Source organism: Cobetia sp. QF-1 (assembly GCF_002213105.1).
Classification (GTDB): Bacteria; Pseudomonadota; Gammaproteobacteria; order Pseudomonadales; family Halomonadaceae; genus Cobetia; species Cobetia crustatorum.
The window spans coordinates 71,416-93,437 of sequence record NZ_NBVS01000006.1; the positions used below are offsets into that span (position 1 = coordinate 71,416).

General features: G+C 57.4%; 15 protein-coding genes and 3 tRNA genes. 3 read left to right on the forward strand and 15 right to left on the reverse strand.

Features of this window, described 5'->3' with window-relative positions; translation table 11 throughout:
- Positions 1 to 76: 76 nt before the first annotated feature.
- The 3 genes from CFN46_RS12310 to CFN46_RS12320 all read right to left on the reverse strand — a co-directional run bounded on the left by CFN46_RS12310 (position 77) and on the right by CFN46_RS12320 (position 3,694).
- Positions 77 to 1,396 carry a sodium ion-translocating decarboxylase subunit beta gene (locus tag CFN46_RS12310; protein WP_088743688.1) on the reverse strand — a complete coding sequence of 440 codons (1,320 nt, stop codon included), beginning with the start codon at positions 1,394 to 1,396 and terminating at the stop codon, positions 77 to 79.
- 68 nt (positions 1,397 to 1,464) lie between these two features.
- Entirely contained in the window at positions 1,465 to 3,270 is a 1,806-nt protein-coding gene (oadA, locus tag CFN46_RS12315) for a sodium-extruding oxaloacetate decarboxylase subunit alpha (RefSeq protein ID WP_024951788.1), read from the reverse strand.
- Between the two features lie 163 nt (positions 3,271 to 3,433).
- Positions 3,434 to 3,694 carry an OadG family protein gene (locus CFN46_RS12320; RefSeq protein ID WP_088743689.1) on the reverse strand — a complete coding sequence of 87 codons (261 nt, stop codon included), beginning with the start codon at positions 3,692 to 3,694 and terminating at the stop codon, positions 3,434 to 3,436.
- Between the two features lie 204 nt (positions 3,695 to 3,898).
- On the opposite strand from CFN46_RS12320, the gene CFN46_RS12325 reads away from it, so the two are divergent.
- Positions 3,899 to 4,981: a tRNA-dihydrouridine synthase gene (locus CFN46_RS12325; protein WP_246116600.1), complete on the forward strand. Its 1,083-nt coding sequence runs from the start codon at positions 3,899 to 3,901 to the stop codon at positions 4,979 to 4,981.
- 189 nt (positions 4,982 to 5,170) lie between these two features.
- Here CFN46_RS12325 and CFN46_RS12330 read toward each other — a convergent pair.
- The 9 genes from CFN46_RS12330 to CFN46_RS12370 all read right to left on the reverse strand — a co-directional run bounded on the left by CFN46_RS12330 (position 5,171) and on the right by CFN46_RS12370 (position 13,380).
- Positions 5,171 to 5,247 (reverse strand) — tRNA-Arg (locus CFN46_RS12330).
- A 69-nt stretch (positions 5,248 to 5,316) separates the two neighbouring features.
- Positions 5,317 to 5,393, reverse strand: a tRNA-Arg gene (locus CFN46_RS12335).
- 22 nt (positions 5,394 to 5,415) lie between these two features.
- A tRNA-Ser gene (locus tag CFN46_RS12340) sits at positions 5,416 to 5,508 on the reverse strand.
- Positions 5,509 to 5,941: 433 nt separating this feature from the next.
- Positions 5,942 to 6,133 carry a carbon storage regulator CsrA gene (gene csrA / locus CFN46_RS12345; protein ID WP_024951791.1) on the reverse strand — a complete coding sequence of 64 codons (192 nt, stop codon included), beginning with the start codon at positions 6,131 to 6,133 and terminating at the stop codon, positions 5,942 to 5,944.
- Positions 6,134 to 6,497: 364 nt separating this feature from the next.
- Positions 6,498 to 7,745, reverse strand: coding sequence for an aspartate kinase (locus CFN46_RS12350; protein WP_024951792.1), 1,248 nt, complete (start codon positions 7,743 to 7,745; stop codon positions 6,498 to 6,500).
- A gap of 108 nt (positions 7,746 to 7,853) precedes the next feature.
- Positions 7,854 to 10,457, reverse strand: coding sequence for an alanine--tRNA ligase (gene alaS, locus CFN46_RS12355; protein ID WP_024951793.1), 2,604 nt, complete (start codon positions 10,455 to 10,457; stop codon positions 7,854 to 7,856).
- A gap of 284 nt (positions 10,458 to 10,741) precedes the next feature.
- On the reverse strand, positions 10,742 to 11,362 hold the full coding sequence (locus CFN46_RS12360; RefSeq protein WP_246116599.1) for a regulatory protein RecX: 621 nt from the start codon (positions 11,360 to 11,362) through the stop codon (positions 10,742 to 10,744).
- A 157-nt stretch (positions 11,363 to 11,519) separates the two neighbouring features.
- On the reverse strand, positions 11,520 to 12,587 hold the full coding sequence (gene recA, locus CFN46_RS12365; RefSeq protein WP_024951795.1) for a recombinase RecA: 1,068 nt from the start codon (positions 12,585 to 12,587) through the stop codon (positions 11,520 to 11,522).
- Between the two features lie 259 nt (positions 12,588 to 12,846).
- Positions 12,847 to 13,380 (reverse strand): CinA family protein, encoded by a 534-nt coding sequence (locus CFN46_RS12370; protein ID WP_246116598.1) that lies wholly within the window; start codon positions 13,378 to 13,380, stop codon positions 12,847 to 12,849.
- A gap of 194 nt (positions 13,381 to 13,574) precedes the next feature.
- Between CFN46_RS12370 and mutS the strand changes: the two genes are divergently transcribed.
- Positions 13,575 to 16,154, forward strand: coding sequence for a DNA mismatch repair protein MutS (gene mutS / locus CFN46_RS12375; RefSeq protein WP_024951797.1), 2,580 nt, complete (start codon positions 13,575 to 13,577; stop codon positions 16,152 to 16,154).
- Between the two features lie 225 nt (positions 16,155 to 16,379).
- Positions 16,380 to 16,703, forward strand: a complete 324-nt coding sequence (fdxA, locus tag CFN46_RS12380) for a ferredoxin FdxA (protein WP_024951798.1) — start codon at positions 16,380 to 16,382, stop codon at positions 16,701 to 16,703.
- Positions 16,704 to 17,869: 1,166 nt separating this feature from the next.
- On the opposite strand, the gene eno is transcribed toward fdxA, so the two are convergent.
- From eno to CFN46_RS12395, 3 genes are all read right to left on the reverse strand, one after another.
- Positions 17,870 to 19,159, reverse strand: coding sequence for a phosphopyruvate hydratase (gene eno, locus CFN46_RS12385; RefSeq protein ID WP_024951799.1), 1,290 nt, complete (start codon positions 19,157 to 19,159; stop codon positions 17,870 to 17,872).
- Between the two features lie 102 nt (positions 19,160 to 19,261).
- Positions 19,262 to 20,128, reverse strand: a complete 867-nt coding sequence (gene kdsA / locus CFN46_RS12390) for a 3-deoxy-8-phosphooctulonate synthase (RefSeq protein ID WP_024951800.1) — start codon at positions 20,126 to 20,128, stop codon at positions 19,262 to 19,264.
- Between the two features lie 65 nt (positions 20,129 to 20,193).
- The gene (locus CFN46_RS12395) at positions 20,194 to 21,834 is read right to left on the reverse strand and encodes a CTP synthase (protein ID WP_035159518.1); all 1,641 of its coding nucleotides are present in this window, start codon (positions 21,832 to 21,834) and stop codon (positions 20,194 to 20,196) included.
- Positions 21,835 to 22,022: the final 188 nt, after the last annotated feature.

Below are 22,022 nucleotides of genomic sequence, written 5' to 3' on the forward strand. Positions count from 1 at the left end.
CAAAGCAAAACGCCCGCCATGGTTCCCCATGACGGGCGTTTCTATTGCTACCGCGAGATGAAGCAAGGCGTGCCGATCAGCCTAGATACTTGATCATCACCCCTGCCGCGACCGCTGAGCCGATGACACCCGCCACATTCGGCCCCATCGCATGCATCAGCAGGAAGTTATGCGGATTGTACTCAAGACCCACCTTGTTCGAGACTCGCGCCGCCATCGGCACTGCCGAGACACCTGCCGAGCCGATCAATGGATTGATCGGGGTCTTCGAGACCTTGTTCATCAGCTTGGCCATCAAGACACCACAGGCAGTGCCGATCCCGAAGGCGACGACGCCCAGTGCCAGGATCCCCAGCGTCTCGACCGCGAGAAACTTGTCAGCCTGCAACTTGGAGCCGACCGATAGCCCGAGGAAGATAGTGGTGATGTTGATCAAGGCATTCTGTGCGGTATCCGACAGACGCTCCACCACTCCACACTCACGCATCAGGTTGCCGAAGCAGAACATGCCCAGCAGCGGCGCGGCATCCGGCAATAGCATCGCAACCAGAATCAGCAGCACCAGCGGGAACAGGATCTTCTCGACCTTTGAGACCGGCCGCAGCTGCGTCATGACCAGGCTGCGTTCCTTGGCCGTGGTCAGCGCACGCATGATCGGTGGCTGAATCATCGGCACCAGTGCCATGTAGGAGTAGGACGCGACGGCAATCGCTCCCAGCAGCTCGGGCGCCAACAGGCTCGCCACATAGATGGATGTCGGGCCGTCTGCCCCACCGATGATGCCAATGGCAGCCGATTGCTGCAGGCTGAAATCCATCACGCCCACCGACGTCAACGCGACAGCACCTAACAGCGTCGCAAAAATGCCGAACTGCGCTGCCGCACCGAGAAACAGCGTTTTGGGATTGGCGAGCAACGGGCCGAAGTCCGTCATCGCGCCAACCCCCATGAAGATCACCAGCGGTGCGATGCCGGAAGCGATCGAGACGTTATAGAAACTATAGAGCATGCCATTATTGAAACCGGCATCCAGCGCCATGTTACTGGCCAGCTGCTTGAGTACCATCGGCACTTCGCCATGCAGTGCCTTCTCAACTACGTGACGCGCCTCATCCATCGGTAGGCTTGAGATATTGACGTTAAGCGCCTGAGCCATCGCACTGATCAGTTCAGGCTTGCCCAGATGCGCTGCCTGCTCAGCAGCCGATAGCGCCAGCCCTGCCTCAGGAATATTGGCCAGGATGCCGCCGAAACCGATCGGTACCAACAGCAATGGCTCGAAGTTCTTGCGAATCGCCAGGAACAGCAATAGCAGCCCAATGACGATCATCGCCAGCTGGCCGAAGCTCATGTTATAGAGCCCCGATCCATGCCAGAGGTTAAGTATCTTGTCCATGTCGTGTCGCCTTGCAGATGAACATCACGATCCGGCCCGCATATTACCTGCGGGCCGGACACACCGGCTTACAGGGTGATCAGGGCGTCGCCGACACTGACACTGTCGCCTTCCTTGACCTGCACCTTGGAGACGGTGCCGGCCTGGTGAGCGCGAATTTCGGTTTCCATCTTCATTGCCTCAAGAATGATGACCACATCACCCTCGGCTACGCTGTCTCCGACACTGACATTGACCTTGAAGATATTACCCGCCAACGGTGCATTGACCGGCTCACCCGAGGATGTCGGTATAGTCGGTGCTGTCGCAGGAGTCGTTGCCGCGCCACTCGCCTGTACCTGAGTGATATCCCCTCCCTCAGCAACTTCGACCACGTACTGCTTGCCGTTGACGTTCAAGGTGTAGGTCTGCGGACCACTGACCGCTGCGCCAGGAGTCGGGGCAGATGCCACTGCCGGAACCGCGACCTCACCCGGTGCCTGCGGAGCGGGTTCAAAAGCATCCGGATTACCACGATTACGCAAGAACTTGAGACCAATCTGCGGAAACAGTGCATAGGTCAACACATCATCGGTCTCGCGCTCACCGCCTTCCAGCGTAATGCCCTCTTCGGTGGCCTTGGCCTTGAGCTCTGTACGCAGGCGCTCCATCTCGGGCGTCAGATTATCAGCGGGACGACAGGTGATCGGCTCAGCGCCGTCGAGTACTCGTTGCTGCAACTCACTGTCATAGGCCGCCGGCGCCGCACCATACTCCCCCTTGAGCAACGCCTGAACCTCCTTGGAGATTGACTTGTAGCGCTCGCCCATCATCACGTTCATCACCGACTGGGTGCCAACGATCTGTGAAGTCGGCGTGACCAATGGGATATAGCCCAGATCCTTGCGTACACGTGGAATTTCGGCGAGAACGGCATCCATCTTGTCACCAGCGCCCTGCTCCTTAAGCTGGCTTTCCATGTTGGTGAGCATGCCACCCGGTACCTGCGCGATCAGAATGCGCGAGTCGATGCCCTTGAGACTGCCTTCAAAGGCGGCGTACTTCTTGCGCACCTCGCGGAAGTAACCCGCGATGTCCTCAAGCTTCTCAAGGTCAAGTCCGGTATCACGCTCGGTACCTGCCAGCATCGCGACCACGGATTCCGTCGGACTGTGGCCGTAGGTCATCGACATGGAAGAAATCGAGGTATCGACGTTATCAATGCCAGCCTCAATCGCCTTGAGCGCGGTAGCCGTCGACAGGCCGGTCGTGGCGTGACACTGCATATGAATCGGAATCGACAGACTCGCCTTGAGGCGCGAGACCAACTCAAAAGCGGTGTAAGGCGTCAACAGGCCAGCCATATCCTTGATCGCCAGCGATTGGGCACCCATCGACTCAATCTTCTGTGCCAACTCGACCCACATCTCCAACGTATGCACCGGGCTGACGGTATAAGAAATAGTGCCTTGGGCATGCTTGCCTTGATCAAGCACTGCCTTCAGAGGGCGTTCCAGGTTACGCGGATCATTCATCGCATCGAAGACACGGAATACATCAACACCACTGGTCGCCGCACGCGCGACGAAGGTATCCACCACATCATCGGCATAGTGACGATAGCCAAGCAGGTTCTGTGCACGTAGCAGCATTTGTTGCTGAGTCTTCGGCATTGCCTCTTTCAGCGCGCGAATACGCGCCCAGGGGTCTTCTCCCAGATAGCGAATACAGGCATCAAAGGTGGCGCCTCCCCAGCTTTCAAGAGACCAGAAACCGACGTCATCCAGTTTGGCGGCAATCGGCAGCATGTCATCGAGCCGCATGCGTGTGGCCAGCAATGACTGATGCGCGTCGCGCAGTACAACATCCGTAATGCCCAGCGGTTGCTTATCCATGAGTGATCCCTTGTTCTTTTACTGTAGATATCAAATTCGACCACAGCAGCATGCCAGCCTTGGCGGACATGCTGCTCAATAGGTGGGCAAGGGAGAACACCTGCCCCGTCGATCAGCCCATGATAGAATCGTCGGGCCTACCTGCCTGAATCCACCCAGGTCGCTAGTGTCTATTGCGATCTTGGCGGAAGCGATGGATAGCGGCAGTCATGACAGCGGTCAGTTCACCATCATCCGCTTCCATCGTTGCTGCAGGTGCCTTGCTCGCGCGCGGCGCGGCAGGGGCTGGTTCAGGCGCGAAACGGCCTACCAGCCTGGACATCGCCATCATGGCGACGACCAGCAGACTCAGAAACACGAATACGAACCCCATCCCGAACACCATCAGGTTCAAGCCTTCACCGAGCAGATCATTCTCTTGCATGCCAGTGCCCTCGATACTGTCTTATTGTCGAGCTGTCTAGTTATTGAACAGCCTTGCCGTACATACCTGACTGGTCGTACGTGCCATCGATAGGCGATACAAGACGGACACAGCTATCCGCCGGCAGCCCCTGTCGGTGCGCTCATGCAGTAGCATTAAACGCTTGTTGGTCGCTCTAAAGTGCCTGATTCCACGGCAATTGCAATGACACCATCGTTGACCTCACAAGCCTTCGCGCGGGCCGGCCGCATCGGTATCGCGCCAATGGAAGGCGTAATTGATGACATCACGCGCGAATGCCTGACTGGCATTGGCGGCTATGACTGGTGCGTGACGGAGTTCGTTCGCGTGACTCACGTCAAGTTACCGCCTCGGGTATTCAAGCGTATCTGCCCAGAGCTGCTTGAGGCGTCGCAAACGCATACCGCTCGCACGCTTCACGAGACGCCTGTTGCTTTGCAACTGCTAGGCGCCGATCCGGTTGCACTGGGAATCAATGCCAGTGTTGCCGCGCGATTGGGTGCCCCGAGCGTCGATATCAATTTCGGCTGCCCCGCCAAGACCGTCAACCGCCATGATGGCGGCGCGGCATTGTTGCGCTCACCTGAGCGTGTATTCCGCGCAGTAGAAGGGGTTCGTGATGCCCTCAAGGACACCGGCGTACCGGTCACAGCCAAGATTCGCCTTGGCTTCAATGATCGCCGCCTCGCTCTCGCCTGTGCCCAGGCCGCCCAGGCCGGGGGGGCAACACAACTGGTCGTGCATGGCCGTACCAAACAGGAGGGTTATCGTCCTCCAGCACACTGGGAGTGGATCGGGAAGATCACCTCAGAGCTATCGATTCCGGTCGTCGCCAATGGGGATATCTGGGACATGCACTGTTATTGGCGCGCACGCTCCCTGTCTGGTTGTCGTGATGTGATGCTAGGCCGTGCTGCATTGGCAGACCCCTTTCTCGCCGCGCGTATCAAACACTGGCAGGCCACAGGCGAACGGCTACCTGAGACGAACTGGACACAACGAGCCCAGGTGCTGCTGGCACACGCCGAACGCTGCGCGCATCTGCCGGACAAGGTCATGGTGCCATTGCTCAAACAGTGGATGAACATGATGCGCCAGAGTGGCAACTCTGAGGCAGAAGCGCGCTTCCAGGCCATCAAGCGCCATAAAGGACGCGCAGAATTCTTCTCAGGCCTTGTCGCTGGTACAGCGCTGACACTAGCACCTAGTTTACTGACATCTGTCACGCGGATGCCTGAGCCAGAATCCGAAATCACATTCGCGTGATGGATACGACGCTCTACCCTCTCTTTTACTGAAGATATTCAGCACTGGTTGGAGCAATCACAAAAAAGGCGCCCTTGTGAAAAGGGCGCCCATAGCAATCACCCACCGATGAATAGGCAGGATGTAGAAGTGAATAGACTTTTCTTGCAGACAAAGAAAAACCCGTCTCATCGAGACGGGTTTTTCAATTGGTGCGCCCTGGAGGATTCGAACCTCCGACCGCCTGATTCGTAGTCAGGTACTCTATCCAGCTGAGCTAAGGGCGCTTAAACCTTTAAACTTGTGGCCTGAGTCTCTCAATGAGATTCAACAGGACTTTCTCTTGCCTAGTGCAATGGTGCGCCCTGGAGGATTCGAACCTCCGACCGCCTGATTCGTAGTCAGGTACTCTATCCAGCTGAGCTAAGGGCGCATCTTACTGCATTTGTACCTAATGGTGGAGAGAGAGGGATTCGAACCCTCGATAGGGCTATAAACCCTATACTCCCTTAGCAGGGGAGCGCCTTCAGCCACTCGGCCACCTCTCCTCATCAGGTACGGCGCATATCTTACTCATTTGATTAGGCTTTGTCTAGCCTCTGCGTCAATTTTTTAGCTTCGATGCCAAGCATCTCATACCTAATCAACCACAGGCTCAGGGCTGCGCTAGCCTGAGCAATCTCCCCGCATGAACCAAATCAAGACGATGGCATGCCTGTCGTCGTGTCTCGTTCGAGGGAGCGAGCATATTACCCGACCAGAAGCCGACTGTCTCCCCCTCTGACACGAAAAATTCCATCTTTTTCCCTTACGGAACACCGACTTGAGATCAGGCGTCATCCAAAAGACACGCATGGCATCGTACTCGACGCATCCGCACCTTCAAAGACAAGAACACGAACGCCAGCCATGGGGACAAAATGGCTGGCGTTCGTGTTTGCACTACATCTGGCCTGTGCAGCTATCAGGTGCATCACGCCTTCAGGCGATGGTGTCACCATTATCTTCTTTCTCGCGCTGAATACGCTGATAGATTTCTTCGCGATGAACGGCAACTTCCTTGGGAGCGTTCACACCGATACGCACCTGATTACCTTTCACACCTAGAACGGTAACGGTGATGTCATCACCGATCATCAGCGTTTCACCCACTCTACGGGTCAGGATGAGCATGACTGATCTCCTTGTCAGTAATTCATACGGCTTGGACTGCAACGGGATATGGACGGCGAACGACGGGACGAGCCGAGCACCGCTAAGCATGAGGTCCGGATTATGCGTTATGCGTGCTCCGACGGCCAATGCCACTCTCTCATCACAACCGATAAGCTCGTTGAATGAAAGCGCCCGACCCACCACTCATCTCCCTTGGAAGGGAAGAATGATGAATCGGGCGGCATTCATTCGATTCCTAGTGCTCCGATAGCTTCCCGAGTATCGAGCAACCACTATCTCAACAGATCATAATTAAAATGTTGATAACAATAGCTTTTATCTAAACCCACCGGGGCGCCACACGAGATACCGGACGAAACGGCTAGGCCGTTTCGTCGCTGACAGACTCTGCATCCAAACCAAAGGCAGTGTGCAGAGAGCGTACTGCCAGCTCCATGAACTTCTCATCAATCAAAACAGAAATCTTGATTTCGGAAGTAGACACCATGCGGATATTGATGCCCTCTTCTGCCAATACTCGGAACATCTTGGAAGCTACACCCGCATGAGAGCGCATGCCAACACCGACCAGTGAGACCTTGGCAATGTTGTCATCAGCGCGTAGCTCTCCACCGCCAACCGATGGGATGACCGTCTCGGTCAGAATACGCTGGGTCGTCTTGAAGTCGCTTTTGGCGACGGTGAAGGAGAAATCAGTCGTATTGCCATCCGGAGAAACGTTCTGGACGATCATATCGATTTCGATGTTGGAATCAGCAATCGGGCCCAGAATCTTGGAGGCCACCCCCGGAATATCCGGTGTGTTGAGTAGGGTCAGCTTGGCTTCATTGACGTTGAAGGCGATGCCGGAGATCAGCGGTTCTTCCATGTTGTCTTCTTCCTCAGCGACGATCAGGGTACCCGGGCCATCCTCGAAGGAGGACAGGACACGCAGGGGGACGTTGTACTTGCCAGCGAACTCTACCGCACGGATCTGCAGAATCTTTGAGCCCAGGCTCGCCATTTCCAGCATTTCCTCGACCGTCACCGTTTCCAGACGACGCGCCTTGGAGCACACACGTGGGTCGGTCGTGTAGACACCGTCCACATCAGTGTAGATCTGGCACTCATCAGCCTTGAGTGCGGCGGCCAGCGCAACACCCGTGGTATCAGAGCCGCCACGACCGAGTGTCGTGATATTGCCGTCATCATCAACACCCTGGAAGCCTGCCACCACGACAACCTTGCCACCGTCGAGGTCGGCACGCAGATCATCGGTATCGATGTGCTGGATACGCGCCTTTGTATGGGCACTGTCCGTGCGAATGCCAACCTGGGCACCAGTATAGGAGGTCGCGGCGACCCCTATTTTCTGCAGCGCCATGGCCAACAGGGAAATTGTCACCTGCTCGCCGGTAGAGACCAACATATCCATTTCGCGCGGCGTCGGATCATCATTGATCTCGCTGGCGAGACCGATCAGTCGATTGGTCTCGCCGCTCATGGCAGAGACAACCACGACTATCTGATGTCCTTCATCGCGGAACCGCTTGACCTTCTCGGCGACGGCCTTGATCCGCTCGACTGAGCCGACCGAGGTGCCTCCGAACTTTTGAACGTATAGCGCCATGTGCGTTTCCGTTTTCCGTGTCCGTTTGCGTTGCCTCGCATGACCTGCATGCGAGCCCAAAAAGAGGCCGGGTCTCCTCGTAAGAAGCCCGGCCTTCATCTTGTTACGTTAGCCCAGCTGAGCGTCTACCCAGGCTGGCACACCTGCCAGTGCACCGGGCAATGAGACTGCATCACTACCACCGGCCTGCGCCATGTCAGCACGACCGCCACCTTTGCCACCCACTTGCTCGGCAACGTGGCGTACCAGATCACCGGCTTTGACGCGTGATGTCAGATCATCGGTAACACCTGCGATCAGGCTGACCTTATCGCCATCAGCCACACCGAGCACGAGAATGCCGGAGCCCAGCTTTGACTTCAGATCATCCATCAAGCCGCGCAGCTCCTTACCGGAGACGCCTTCGACCTGCTTGGCCAACACCTTGAGCCCCTGAACTTCAGCGATATCGCCAAGCATATCGCTGGCAGAGGCAGAGGCTAGCTTGGCCTTGAGGCGCTCAAGCTCTTTCTCGAGACCGCGATTGCGCTCCAGCAGGCTAGTAACGCGCTCTTCGACCTGCTCCGGCTTGGCTTTGAGGCGCTCGCCAAGACGCGTCAGCGTCGCTTCCTGCTCAAGGAGGAAATTGCGCGCAGCGCGGCCAGTGATGGCTTCGATACGACGTACGCCAGCAGCGATACCAGTTTCAGCGACGATATGCATCTGACCGATATCACCCGTGCGCTGAACGTGAGTACCACCGCACAGCTCAATCGAGAAGGCATCCGCACCGATAGTCAGCACACGAACTTCTTCACCATACTTGGCATCGAACAACGCCGCAGCGCCACGCGCCTTGGCCTCATCCAGTGTCATGAACTCGATCTGCGTCGCGGCATTGACCAGAATCTGTGCATTGACGATACGCTCAATCTCGGCCAGCTGCTTAGTCGTCACCGCTTCGGAGTGACTGAAATCGAAGCGCAGACGCTCTGCCGTCACAAGCGAACCCTTTTGCTGAACATGCTCGCCCAACACCTGACGCAGGGCTTCGTGCAGCAGGTGAGTCGCAGAGTGGTTACGCACGGAAGCGGCACGCAATTCAGCGTCCACCTGCGGACGCACATGATCGCCAACCTTGAGCGAGCCTTCGACCAACACACCATGATGCAGGTGATGGCCCGTCTGCTTCTGAGTGTCGCTAACCTGGAAACGGCCGCTGTCCAGATGCAGATAGCCGGTATCGCCAGCCTGGCCGCCCGACTCGCCATAGAACGGCGTGGTGTCGAGTACCACGATGCCCTTGGCGTCGGCATCGAGCTGCTCAACGGCATTGCCTTCCGCATCAAACAGCGCCGTGACGGAGGCTTCACCGTCCAGCTGATCATAGCCAGTGAAGGCAGTCTCGCCGTCCAGCTCCAGCTTGGCAGAGTAGTCACCACCGAAATTACTCGCGGCCCGCGCACGGACACGTTGCGCGTCGAGCGCAGCATGGAAGCCAGCCTCGTCGAGCACCAGTTCTCGCTCACGGCAGATGTCTGCCGTCAGATCGTACGGGAAGCCGTAGGTATCATAGAGCTTGAAGATGGTATCGCCGTCGAGTGTATTACTCTCAAGACTCGCGATAGCCTCTTCAAGCAGCTTCATACCGTGTTCCAGCGTGCGTGCGAACTGCTCTTCTTCCTTGAGCAAGACACGCTCGATCTGGGCACGGGCGGCGCGCAACTCCGGATAGGCTTCCCCCATCTCAGCATCCAGCGCAGCCACCAGCTTATGGAAGAAGCTACCACGCGCACCCAGCTTGTGGCCGTGGCGCACGGCGCGGCGAATGATACGACGCAGCACATAGCCACGCCCTTCATTGGACGGCAACACCCCATCAGTAACCAGGAAGGCGCACGAGCGAATGTGATCAGCGACCACGCGCAATGACGGCGTAGCAGTATTGTCGTGCCCGATGATTTCAGCGGCGGCGGCCAGCAAGTTCTGGAACAGATCGATCTCGTAATTGGAGTGCACGCCTTGCATTACAGCCGCTACGCGCTCCAGACCCATGCCAGTGTCGATGGACGGTTTGGGCAACGGATTGAGATTGCCCTCAGCATCACGATCAAACTGCATGAAGACCAGATTCCAGATCTCGATGTAGCGATCACCGTCTTCATCGGGGCTGCCCGGCGGGCCACCTGCGACGTCTTCACCGTGATCAAAGAAGATCTCGGAAGACGGGCCACACGGACCGGTATCGCCCATCTGCCAGAAGTTATCTTCGTCGAGACGCGAGAAACGCGCCTGATCAATACCCATCTCGTTGAACCAGATATCACGTGCTTCGTCATCACTGACATGCACGGTAACCCACAGCTTCTCTTTCGGCAGGCCGAGCTCTTCGGTCAAGAACTTCCAGGCAAACTGAATGGCTTCACGCTTGAAATAGTCGCCGAAGCTGAAGTTGCCTAACATTTCGAAGAAGGTGTGGTGACGGGCGGTATAACCGACATTATCCAGATCATTGTGCTTGCCACCGGCGCGCACGCAGCGCTGCGCCGAGGTGGCGCGCGTATAACCACGCGGATCACGTCCAAGAAAGACGTCCTTGAAGGGCACCATGCCTGCGTTGGTAAACAGCAGAGTCGCATCGTTGTGCGGCACCAGCGAGCTGGAGGGCACAATGGTATGACCATGGTTCGCGTAATAGGTCAGGAAGGCGTTTCTGATTTCTGCGCTTTTCATAGAGGTTCCGTAGCGATGTGCGTAAAGACGCTTCGGGGGTCTTCTGCATGACTTCCGCATGGTTTCAGCATGTTCATCCATGTGGGTATGCATGGAGGTGCAATGAAAAGCATGAAAGAAGGCGCCTGCCCCGTGCCGTCGCAAGACGACCTAGTATAACGCCTGTTCGCGCAAGCTAAAGGGGGGTAAATCGCTTGAAGGCCTGCTTTCCTCGTTCTGGGTAGCGACTGATGGGTACTCTCCTGGAGATAGCCATTGGCGAACAACCCTTGGCAGAAGCAGCATTACTCCTCTCCTTCGTCGCTCCAGGCTGAAGACATGGCATAACGCAACTGCTCATAATCGAAGCCACGCTGGAGAAGAAAGCGCTCGCGTCGTGCGCGTTCTTTCTGTCCTTCGCCCGCAGAAGAGAAGCGACGCGCGAGCGTCTCGCTGGCCAGTTCAAAGAAATCCACCACATCAACATGTCCAAAGACATCCGGCGCAGGGTCACAGGCTTCACGCATCACGGCGTTCAGGGTGTCATTATCGACACCACGCTGACGAAGTTCCTGCTGGATACGCCGCGGCCCTTGCCCTCTGAGCACACGCGTACGTAGGAAACTGGCCGCAAAGCGGGCATCTGACTGCAATCCCTCTTCCGCCATGCGCTCGAGCACTTCATCGATCAAAAGCTCTACATCCAGCTCCGGCGTTTCTTCGCCGTCATCAGCAATCTCCGTCGCTACGCTGGCGGGCTTGAGATAGTCACGGCCTTTCAGGTAGTCGTATAACTCACGACGACTGTGTTCCCGGCGCGCCAACCGAGCGATGGCATCACTGCGTGCACGCCGGTAAGGGCTTGCCTCGCCCGAATCCAGCGACTGGTACTCGGGCCCTGCCATGTCTTCATTGTCGTCGTGCATGATCGCACCTATTCAGTCCTGAGCGAGGGGGAAATCTGATGCATTCAAACGCACAGCGCCCGCCTCCGAAAATCGGGGCAGGCGCTGATATAGCACAGAAGGCATCGTGAGTACCGTACCTCCGTGCTGGAGCACTTCAAGCGCTCACCAAAAGTGCTTAGTCGAGATCGAGGTCGTCTTCGCTCTCGGCGACGGCAGCCGCAGCCTCTTTCGGGTCTTCCTTGGTCTCTGGCGCTGCAAGCAACTGGGCGCGGATCTGGGTTTCAATCTCTTCCATGATCGCGGGGTTGTCTTCCAGGTACTGCGCAGAGTTGGCCTTGCCCTGGCCAATTTTGCTGCCCTGATAGCTATACCAGGCACCAGCCTTGCCGACCAGGCCACACTGCACGCCCAGGTCAATCACCTCACCGGCATGATAGATACCCTTGCCATAAAGAATCTGGAACTCGGCCTGCCGGAACGGAGGAGCAACCTTGTTCTTGACGACCTTGACGCGGGTCTCATTACCCGTCACTTCGTCGCCCGACTTCACGGAACCCGTGCGGCGGATATCCAGACGCACACTGGCGTAGAACTTCAGTGCATTACCGCCAGTCGTGGTTTCCGGGCTACCGAACATCACACCGATCTTCATGCGGATCTGATTGATGAACACCACCATGCAGTTGGCATTCTTGATGTGGCCGGTGACCTTACGCAGCGCCTGAGACATCAAACGTGCCTGCAGACCAACGTGAGAATCGCCCATCTCGCCTTCGATTTCGGCGCGCGGCGTCAGAGCTGCGACCGAATCGACGATGATGACGTCAACACCGCCAGAGCGCACCAGCATGTCGACAATTTCTAGCGCCTGTTCACCAGTATCCGGCTGAGAGACCAGCATCTCGTCCAGATTGACGCCCAGCTTCTCGGCATAGGACGGATCCAGTGCGTGCTCAGCATCGATAAAGGCACATACCTTGCCCTGCTTCTGCGCCTGAGCGATGACGGACAGTGTCAGAGTCGTCTTGCCTGAAGATTCCGGACCATAGATTTCCACTACACGGCCAAGCGGCAGACCACCGATACCGAGTGCAACATCCAACCCGAGCGAGCCGGTGGAGATCGACGGCATGGCCACACGTGGGGCATCGCCCATGCGCATGACGGCGCCCTTGCCGAACTGGCGCTCGATCTGGGACAGCGCCGCGTTCAGCGCCTTGGTGCGATTGTCGTCCTGTGCCATGTGGCCTCCTGTCGGACGGCGGTGCCACACGGGCAGCCACCTGGAATGAGGAAATACTGAAGCTGAAAATATGAAAGCTGAAAATACTGAGCTTACGGCGCTGAAATGACAGCACTGCAGCATAAGAGCTCTATCGCCGCTGCAAGCCTAGTGGATCAAGCATTGTGGCAAAACCCTGTATACATGGACAGTATAATGCCGCAAGTTGCCTCACTCTGCCAGTCCAGTGATGCGCTTTTTCAGGCAAGAGTCTCAACACTTAGCCTTGCATTGCCTGCACCCGCCGAATCAAGCCTTGCAGAGCTACGCGTACGGCCGCCTTTCGTACCGCCTCACGATCGCCAGAGAAGCGATAATGCTCAGCTTGTTGCTGTGTTTCACTGCCCCATGCCAACCATACAGTGCCTACCGGCTTCTCCTCGCTACCTCCCTCCGGCCCTGCCACACCGCTGATGGCGACACCAAGCCCTGCGCCACTATCGCGACACGCACCGCTAACCATTTCGCACACGACCACCTCAGAGACAGCCCCATGGCTCAGCAGTGAAGCGTTGCTAACGCCCAACAGGCGCTGCTTGGCGGCGTTGGAGTACGTCACGTAGCCGCTCTCAAAATAACCGGAGCTACCCGCAATAGCGGTAATCGCGGTACTTACTCCACCTCCGGTACAGGACTCGGCAGTGGTGACATATAGGCCTTGAGACAACGCCAACGTCTGCAGCCGCTCAGCCAGCTCATTGATAGAAGCACTGATGATGGACGCCTCGGATATGACGGTAGATGGCTCGCGCACGATAAGCTCCCGTATTGACTGGTCAGTAAACAGAGAATAGTGGACGGCGCATCACAGGCATTGGAGCCAGCCACGCCAGTCCGTAGAATATCTCGGCATCCAGTATGCCTCGCTCTCGCATGTCATTTTCAACATGCCCTTTTGAGCAGTGTGCCTTTTTCACCATTGCAGTGCAGTCAAGGAAGTCCATGGTCATGGCCAAGAACAGCGCCCCGCAAATGACGCCGATGATGACGCAGTACATGAAGATCAAGCGCGAGCACCCCGGCGTGCTGCTGTTCTATCGCATGGGCGATTTTTATGAACTATTTCATGACGATGCCAAGCGTGCCTCTCAATTGTTGGACATCACGCTGACCGCACGTGGCAGTTCCAACGGCGCACCGATCCCGATGGCGGGTGTGCCCTATCACAGCGCTGAAGGCTACCTAGCACGGTTGGTAAAAATGGGTGAATCAGTCGCCATCTGCGAACAGATCGGTGATCCCGCCACCAGCAAAGGCCCGGTCGAGCGCAAGGTTGTACGTATCGTCACGCCCGGCACTTTACATGACGAGGCGCTGCTGGACGCCAGCCGCGATAATCTTCTGGTCGCGCTGCATCGTGATGGCGAGACCTGGGGGGTAGCCGCTCTGGAGCTCTCCTCTGGCCGCTTCAGCGTACTGGAAGTCGAAGGCGATGAAGAGTTGCTGACAGAAATCCAGCGCATGTCGCCTGCCGAGATCATGGTCGGCGAGAACCGCACACTCCCTGCGAGCCTCTCTTCACGTCCCGGTCTAACGCGTCAGAGTGACTGGCATTTTGATCATGAGACCGCGCTGCGCCTGCTCTGTGATCAATTCGGCGTTCAGGATCTCAATGGATTCGGCTGCAGCCATCTGACACGCGCCGTCACCGCTGCCGGCGCCCTGCTGGATTACGCTCGCGATACCCAGCGTACGGGCCTGCCTCACGTCACTGCGCTGAGCGTCGAAAGCCGTGACGACTCGGTCGTGATCGATGCCGCCAGCCGTCGGAATCTCGAGATCGACACCAATCTCGGCGGCAGTAGCGAAAACACGCTCGCCAGCGTACTGGACGTGACATCGACAGCAATGGGTTCGCGACTACTCAAGCGCTGGCTGAACCGCCCGTTGCGCGATCAGCTGCAGGTCGGTTTGCGCCAGGCAGCCGTGCAACGACTGATGGATGGTGATTATCCACAGGAGCTGCACGGCTTGCTCAAGCGGATCGGTGATGTGGAGCGCATTCTCGCGCGTGTCGCTCTGCGCAGCGCCCGCCCACGTGACATGGCGCGTCTACGCGACGGCCTCAATGCGCTACCAGAGCTGCGCGCCGTGCTGGCCAGCATCGACAAGGGTAGTGCCATCGATGAGCTACGCGATGCGATTCGCCTGTTCCCGGCGCTGTCTGCCATGCTCAGCGAGGCGCTGGTCGAGAATCCACCAGTCGTCCTGCGCGACGGCGGTGTGATCGCCGATGGTTATGATGACGAGCTGGACGAATACCGTGGCCTCTCCGAGAACGCTGGCCAATACCTGATCGCCATGGAAACCCGCGAGCGCGAACGCACTGGTATCAGCAGCCTCAAGGTCGGCTACAACCGCGTGCATGGCTATTTCATCGAGCTGCCACGCTCCCAGTCAGCGCAGGCACCAATCGACTATATCCGTCGCCAGACACTCAAGAATGCCGAGCGCTTCATCATCCCGGAGCTCAAGGAATTCGAGGATAAGGCCCTGTCTGCCAAGTCCAAGTCATTGGCGCGTGAAAAGCTGCTCTATGAGCACCTGCTCGATGACCTGAATACCGAACTGGACGGCCTGCAACAGACCGCCCGAGCGCTTGCCTCACTGGATGTCCTCAACGCCTTCGCCGACCGCGCGACGGCGTTGGATTTCGTGCGCCCACAGCTTACTGCCACGCCAGGTATCGATATCGAGAGCGGACGCCATCCCGTCGTCGAGCATGTCAGCGATCATCCCTTCGTGCCCAACGATGTGCGCTTTGATGAGGCACGCCGCATGCTGGTGATCACCGGCCCCAACATGGGGGGTAAGTCGACCTACATGCGCCAAACAGCATTGATCGCGCTGCTGGCCTATACCGGAAGCTTCGTGCCAGCCACACGTGCCTCCATCGGCCCGCTGGATCGCATCTTTACACGCATCGGCTCCTCGGATGATCTAGCCGGTGGTCGCTCCACCTTCATGGTCGAGATGACCGAGACCGCCAGCATCCTGCACAACGCGACCGACGAGAGCCTGGTACTGATGGATGAGATCGGTCGTGGTACCTCGACGTTTGATGGTCTGTCACTCGCTTGGGCCAGCGCTGAGCATCTTGCGCGCGCGCGCGCCTTCACGCTGTTCGCGACACACTACTTCGAGATGACGGCACTACCCGAACATGCTGATGGGGTCGCCAACGTTCACCTGACCGCCGCCGAGCACGGTGATGGCATCGTCTTTATGCACCGTGTCGAGGAAGGCCCTGCCAGCCAGAGCTACGGTCTGCAGGTTGCCCAGCTGGCGGGCGTCCCGCAGAGCGTGATCCACCGAGCGCGCGAGAAGCTCACGAGCCTGGAGCAGCAGGAGGTCGATCGTCCGCCAGTCGCACGGGCCGATGCACAAGGCCAGCCGGTACCCCAACAGAACGACCTGTTTGCCGCCCCACCGCATCCGGTCGTTGAAGCACTGGAAAACCTCGACCCAGATGACCTGAGCCCCAAGCGAGCACTGGAGCTTATCTATGAATGGCGACGAGCCAAATAAGCCTTGCCAGGCAGTGTAAAGACTCGACAGTGCCCACTGGGCATAGCACCATTCCAAAACGATCCGCCTGAGCAGATTGCGAGGGCGGCAGAGCGCTACTAGAATGGCGCCTTATAACATACGCGCCGCTTATAACCTGAAACCATGATTCCGCTCAGACGGCACATGGTCGGCGCCAGGACCACGACCTACGATAGAGACGCCGACCCGCGTCAGGAGATCTGCATGGCATTCATCGTCACCGAGAACTGCATTCGCTGCAAATACACTGATTGTGTGGAAGTTTGCCCAGTGGATTGCTTTTACGAAGGCCCAAATTTTCTGGTGATCAACCCGGATGAGTGCATCGACTGTGCACTGTGCGAGCCAGAATGCCCAGCTGAAGCCATCTTCTCTGAAGACGAAGTACCGGAGAATCAGAAAGAATTCATCGAGCTGAATGCTGACTTGGCTGAGGTGTGGCCGAATATCAGCGAGAAGAAGGATGCCATGCCTGAAGCCGAGAAGTGGGACGGTGTCGACGGTAAGCTGGAATATCTGGAGCAGTAAGACCAGTACCTGTCCTGATCAGGTGCTGGCAGGAGGTTCCACTAAAAACGGCAGCCCTTTGGCTGCCGTTTTTATATCTGCCTTCGAGATCATAGACACAAAAAAGGGCGACCCCGTAAGGTCGCCCGCTCCAAGCGTGTCCCTGTCGATCCCTCCTGGATCGTATTCCTGAGTGCTGTCCCTGCCCTTCACAACATCCTGTCGCTCGGAGCGCACTGTCACGCATGGTGGGTATTGCGGCACTGCTTGCGCAGCTGTCCCACCGCAATACCCGATTCCACTATTTTGCCTGCCCTGCTGTCGTGCTCATGCATTGCCTGGCATCCTGCCAATACTGCTCCCTGTCTTGCTTCAGCTTACAGCCTCATGACGCTCCATGATCTAACAAACCCCTGTCGCGGCATCCTGCCGGTGAGATGCTGTAGCTGTCTGCCTCGTCTACCCTGACGCGGATGATGTCCCGTCATCCGTCACTCCTGTGAAGGCGAGCGTCCTACTTGCATGTCCGAGCGATTCGGTTCAAATGATTCGCTCTCGACCTTCCCTGTCGTAATGGACCTTCCTGGTCCTGACGCCTTCTCCGGCGCCTGCTCTACCATCCATGATCCCTGACCCTACCCTGTCAACTCCCAAGACACGGCGGACATACAGATTCTGCCACCGACATCCTTGCCGGTTCCTTTTACACTGAACATCCTGTTCAGTGACGCCAGACTTCCTGTCCGACTGATGACTCTGCACGTGCTACTAATCCCGTTTGCATCCTGCCGAGACTGCGGTGTCCCGCCGCACCCTCAAATCCATGACGCTATTTTGGTCAGCTATGGGCCGCGTGGCAACTACTCCCAATAGCTAAAACGCTTAATGCTAATAAAAAATTAGTTACTAAAAATACATTTAAAATCAATAGATTGAATAGAAACATACGTTCGCATTCGTAAGCTTCTGGTAGCAACTGTACTGATTATCCTTCGACACTTGTAGGAAAAGGCTTACACGACATGACCAATGAAGTAGTGAACTTCTTTCTCGACTGGGGATCATGCCAGCATAGGCAGTGCATGAGATGCATGACGGGGCCGTACCCGAAGGTACGGCCCCGTCATGGAGCGATAGCCAGACCTGCACTATCCTCGCCAGCAATCACACTGGCTTACGGCGTCGACTTACTGGCCCTTGATCTCTTTCAGGCCGTTGTAAGCCACGTCGCCCAACTGCTGCTCGATTACTAGCAAGCGGTTGTACTTGGCAACACGATCAGAGCGGCACAGTGAGCCAGTCTTGATCTGGCCTGCACAGGTACCGACTGCCAGATCGGCAATGGTGGTGTCTTCGGTCTCGCCACTACGGTGAGAGATGACGGCCGTAAAGCCTGCGTCCTGCGCCATCTTGATAGCATCCAGCGTCTCGGACAACGAGCCAATCTGGTTGAACTTGATCAGGATGGAGTTACCGATACCTTCATCGATGCCGCGCTTGAGGATGCGAGTATTGGTGACGAACAGATCGTCGCCGACCAGCTGAACCTTGTCGCCCAGCTTGTCGGTCAGCGCCTTCCAGCCAGCCCAGTCGGACTCGTCCATGCCATCTTCAATGGAGACGATCGGATACTCTGCTGCCAAGCCTGCCAGATAGTCGACAAAGCCCTGCGCGTCGAAGGACTTGCCTTCGCCAGACAGATTGTACTGACCGTCCTTGTAGAACTCGGAAGACGCACAGTCCAACGCCAAGGTCACGTCAGTGCCCAGTGCATAGCCGGCATCGCTGACGGCCTGCTTGATAACCGCCAGCGCCTCAGCGTTGGATGCCAGGTTGGGTGCAAAGCCACCTTCATCACCCACCGCCGTGCTCAGGCCACGGGTTTGCAGCACTTTCTTAAGCGCGTGGAATATCTCGGCACCGGTGCGCAGTGCTTCACGGAAGTTCGGCGCGCCAACCGGCTGAACCATGAATTCCTGGATGTCGACATTGTTGTCGGCATGCTCACCGCCATTGATGATATTCATCATCGGTACCGGCATGGAGTATTTGCCCGGCTGGCCGTAAAGCTCAGCGATGTGGGCGTAAAGCTCGATTCCCTTGGCCTGCGCCGCTGCCTTGGCAGCCGCCAGAGAGACCGCGAGGATGGCATTGGCACCCAGCGACTCCTTGTTCTCGGTACCATCCAGCGCCAGCATGGCATCGTCCAGCGCACGCTGGTCCAGTGCGTCCATGCCGATCAGACGCTCACGAATCGCGCCATTGACAGCCTCGACTGCCTTCAGAACGCCCTTGCCCAGATAACGGCTTTTGTCGCCATCACGCAATTCCAGCGCTTCACGCGAACCAGTGGAGGCACCAGAGGGCGCGCAGGCGCTGGCACGCTGGCCGCCTTCAAGCACAACCTCGGCCTGCACGGTCGGGTTACCACGGGAATCGAGCACCTCAAGGGCGCGGATTTCGACGATATTGGCCATCTTGTGTCGTCCTCTACACGGGGGGATTGAAACACCACGACGGGCATCTTGCCCATTGTGCAAAAAGGCCGTTCACACAGTGTGAACGGCCCGTAGTCATCCTTAGCGAATAGCCAGCGGCGCAAAGCCCTTGACCAGCGCATCCAACGATTGCAGCTGGCGCAGGAAGGGCTCGAGCTGATCGAGCGGCAGAGCACAGGGCCCGTCACACTTGGCATTGTCCGGATCAGGGTGCGCCTCGAGGAACAGGCCTGCCAGACCCAGTGCAACACCAGAGCGTGCCAGATCAAAGACCTGTTCGCGACGGCCGCCAGCAGAATCAGCGCGCCCACCTGGGCGCTGCAACGAGTGGGTGACATCGAACAGCACCGGCAACCCAGTGTCCTTCATCTCGGCCATGCCGAGCATGTCGACCACCAGATTGTTGTAGCCGAAACTGGAGCCACGCTCACACAGCAGGATTTTATCATTGCCCGCTTCACCGCACTTGGCGACGATATGGCGCATTTCATGCGGTGCGAGAAACTGCGGCTTCTTGATATTGATCACTGCACCGGTGCGTGCCATCGCGACGACCAGATCTGTCTGGCGCGCCAGGAAGGCCGGCAGCTGAATGACATCGGCGACTTCTGCCACGGCCGCTGCCTGCTCCGGTTCATGCACATCGGTGATGATCGGCACGCCAAAGCGCGACTTGATCTCAGCCAGAATCTCGAGCCCCTTCTCCATCCCCGGACCGCGATAGGAATGCATGGAGCTACGATTGGCCTTGTCGAAGCTCGCCTTGAAGACATACGGCATGCCAAGGCGAGTCGTCACCTCGACATACTGCTCTGCCACCTCAAGCGCCAACTCGCGGGACTCCAGTACATTCATGCCGCCAAAAAGCGTCATCGGACGATCATTGGCGACCTTGAGGCCAGCAAATTCGATCACGCGCTGTTCGTTGTGCATCAACTCACTGCTCATCGACCTTCCTTCCTGAAGTTACCCCAGGGCGCGCAGGCAGTGGCCCGCGCATCCTGATGAATCGATTACTCGCCGCGAGTACGCGCGGCCTTGTGGTTCAGAGCCGCGTTCACGAAACCAGTAAACAACGGGTGACCATCACGTGGCGTGGAGGTGAACTCCGGGTGGAACTGACAGGCCACAAACCACGGGTGATCCGGCAATTCGACCATCTCGACCAGCGAGTTATCGACGCTACGACCAGAGAAGATCAGCCCCTTTTCTTCCAGTGCAGGCACGAACTGATCGTTGACTTCATAGCGATGACGATGACGTTCGATGATCTCATCACTGCCATAAGCCTGATGTGCTTTAGAGCCATTGAGCAGACGACAGGCCTGACCACCCAGACGCATGGTGCCGCCCATATCGGACGCCGCATCGCGAGTCTCGATCTTGCCTTCCGGTGTCAGCCATTCAGTAATCAGACCCACTACCGGATGCTGGGTATCGTGCGTGAATTCGGTCGAGTTGGCGTCTGCCCAACCTGCCACGTTACGCGCAAATTCGATGACCGCGACCTGCATACCCAGACAGATACCCAGATACGGCACCTTGTTTTCACGTGCGAAACGCGCAGTGGCTATCTTGCCTTCCACACCACGCTCACCGAAGCCGCCCGGCACCAGAACGGCATCTTTACCAACCAGACGATCGGTACCGTTGCGCTCGATCTCCTCGGAATCGATGAAGTCGACGTTGACCTTCACCCGCCCCTGAATGCCGGCATGAATCAGCGCCTCATTCAATGACTTGTAAGCGTCGAGTAGCTCCATGTACTTGCCGACCATCGCGATATTGATGGTTTTGAGCGGATTGAGTTTGGCGTCGAGCACCGCGACCCACTCGGACATGTCGGCTTCACCGGCTTCCAGACGCAGCTTGTCACACACGATCTCGTCGAGACGCGCTTCGTGCAGCATCAATGGAATACGATAAATGGTGTCGGCATCCTGCAACGAAACCACTGCGCGCTCTTCGACGTTGGTGAACAGCGAGATCTTGCGACGCTCACTCTCTTCGATCTCGACTTCGCTGCGGCAGATCAGGATATCCGGCTGGATACCGATGGAACGCAGCTCCTTGACGCTGTGCTGGGTCGGCTTGGTCTTGGTTTCACCGGCCGTCTTGATGTACGGCACCAACGTCAGGTGCATGAAGATGGCACGTTCAGCACCCAACTGAGCACGCATCTGGCGAATGGCTTCCAGGAACGGCAGGGATTCGATATCACCGACGGTGCCACCGATCTCGACCAGCGCCACGTCGTAGCCTTCGCCACCGGCGATGACACGCCGCTTGATCTCATCGGTGATGTGCGGAATGACCTGCACGGTTCCACCGAGATAGTCGCCACGACGTTCCTTGCGCAGCACGTGCTCGTAGACACGGCCCGCAGTGAAGTTGTTACTCTGGGTCATCCGCGAGCGGATAAAACGCTCATAGTGACCGAGATCCAGATCTGTTTCCGCGCCATCTTCGGTGACAAAGACTTCGCCGTGCTGGAACGGACTCATGGTGCCCGGATCGACGTTGATGTACGGATCCAGCTTGAGAATAGTGACTTTGAGGCCGCGGGCCTCGAGGATAGCCGCCAGCGAAGCGGATGCGATGCCCTTGCCAAGCGAGGACACAACGCCGCCCGTCACGAAGATAAATCGTGTCATGGAAACCTGCCGAAAACGTGAGCTGTAGGAGAGACCCGGGGGAACGGATCAGGATGGGTCGCCAGTCTAGCGGAAAGGTGCCGCCGGCTCAATTTGATTGCCCATTGTGACCGCCACATCGTGACATCGCCCTCTCCCCATCAAGACGCATCAGGCCCGCCATGGCGGGCCTGAACGCTTTCAGCCTC

What these genes read in the sequence shown, in the direction of transcription:
- CFN46_RS12310 (WP_088743688.1), bottom strand. Translation starts at nt 1,396, where the DNA reads ATGGACAAGATACTTAACCTCTGGCATGGATCGGGGCTCTATAACATG.
- oadA (WP_024951788.1), bottom strand. Translation starts at nt 3,270, where the DNA reads ATGGATAAGCAACCGCTGGGCATTACGGATGTTGTACTGCGCGACGCG.
- CFN46_RS12320 (WP_088743689.1), bottom strand. Translation starts at nt 3,694, where the DNA reads ATGCAAGAGAATGATCTGCTCGGTGAAGGCTTGAACCTGATGGTGTTC.
- CFN46_RS12325 (WP_246116600.1), top strand. Translation starts at nt 3,899, where the DNA reads ATGACACCATCGTTGACCTCACAAGCCTTCGCGCGGGCCGGCCGCATC.
- csrA (WP_024951791.1), bottom strand. Translation starts at nt 6,133, where the DNA reads ATGCTCATCCTGACCCGTAGAGTGGGTGAAACGCTGATGATCGGTGAT.
- CFN46_RS12350 (WP_024951792.1), bottom strand. Translation starts at nt 7,745, where the DNA reads ATGGCGCTATACGTTCAAAAGTTCGGAGGCACCTCGGTCGGCTCAGTC.
- alaS (WP_024951793.1), bottom strand. Translation starts at nt 10,457, where the DNA reads ATGAAAAGCGCAGAAATCAGAAACGCCTTCCTGACCTATTACGCGAAC.
- CFN46_RS12360 (WP_246116599.1), bottom strand. Translation starts at nt 11,362, where the DNA reads ATGCACGACGACAATGAAGACATGGCAGGGCCCGAGTACCAGTCGCTG.
- recA (WP_024951795.1), bottom strand. Translation starts at nt 12,587, where the DNA reads ATGGCACAGGACGACAATCGCACCAAGGCGCTGAACGCGGCGCTGTCC.
- mutS (WP_024951797.1), top strand. Translation starts at nt 13,575, where the DNA reads ATGGCCAAGAACAGCGCCCCGCAAATGACGCCGATGATGACGCAGTAC.
- fdxA (WP_024951798.1), top strand. Translation starts at nt 16,380, where the DNA reads ATGGCATTCATCGTCACCGAGAACTGCATTCGCTGCAAATACACTGAT.
- eno (WP_024951799.1), bottom strand. Translation starts at nt 19,159, where the DNA reads ATGGCCAATATCGTCGAAATCCGCGCCCTTGAGGTGCTCGATTCCCGT.
- kdsA (WP_024951800.1), bottom strand. Translation starts at nt 20,128, where the DNA reads ATGAGCAGTGAGTTGATGCACAACGAACAGCGCGTGATCGAATTTGCT.
- CFN46_RS12395 (WP_035159518.1), bottom strand. Translation starts at nt 21,834, where the DNA reads ATGACACGATTTATCTTCGTGACGGGCGGCGTTGTGTCCTCGCTTGGC.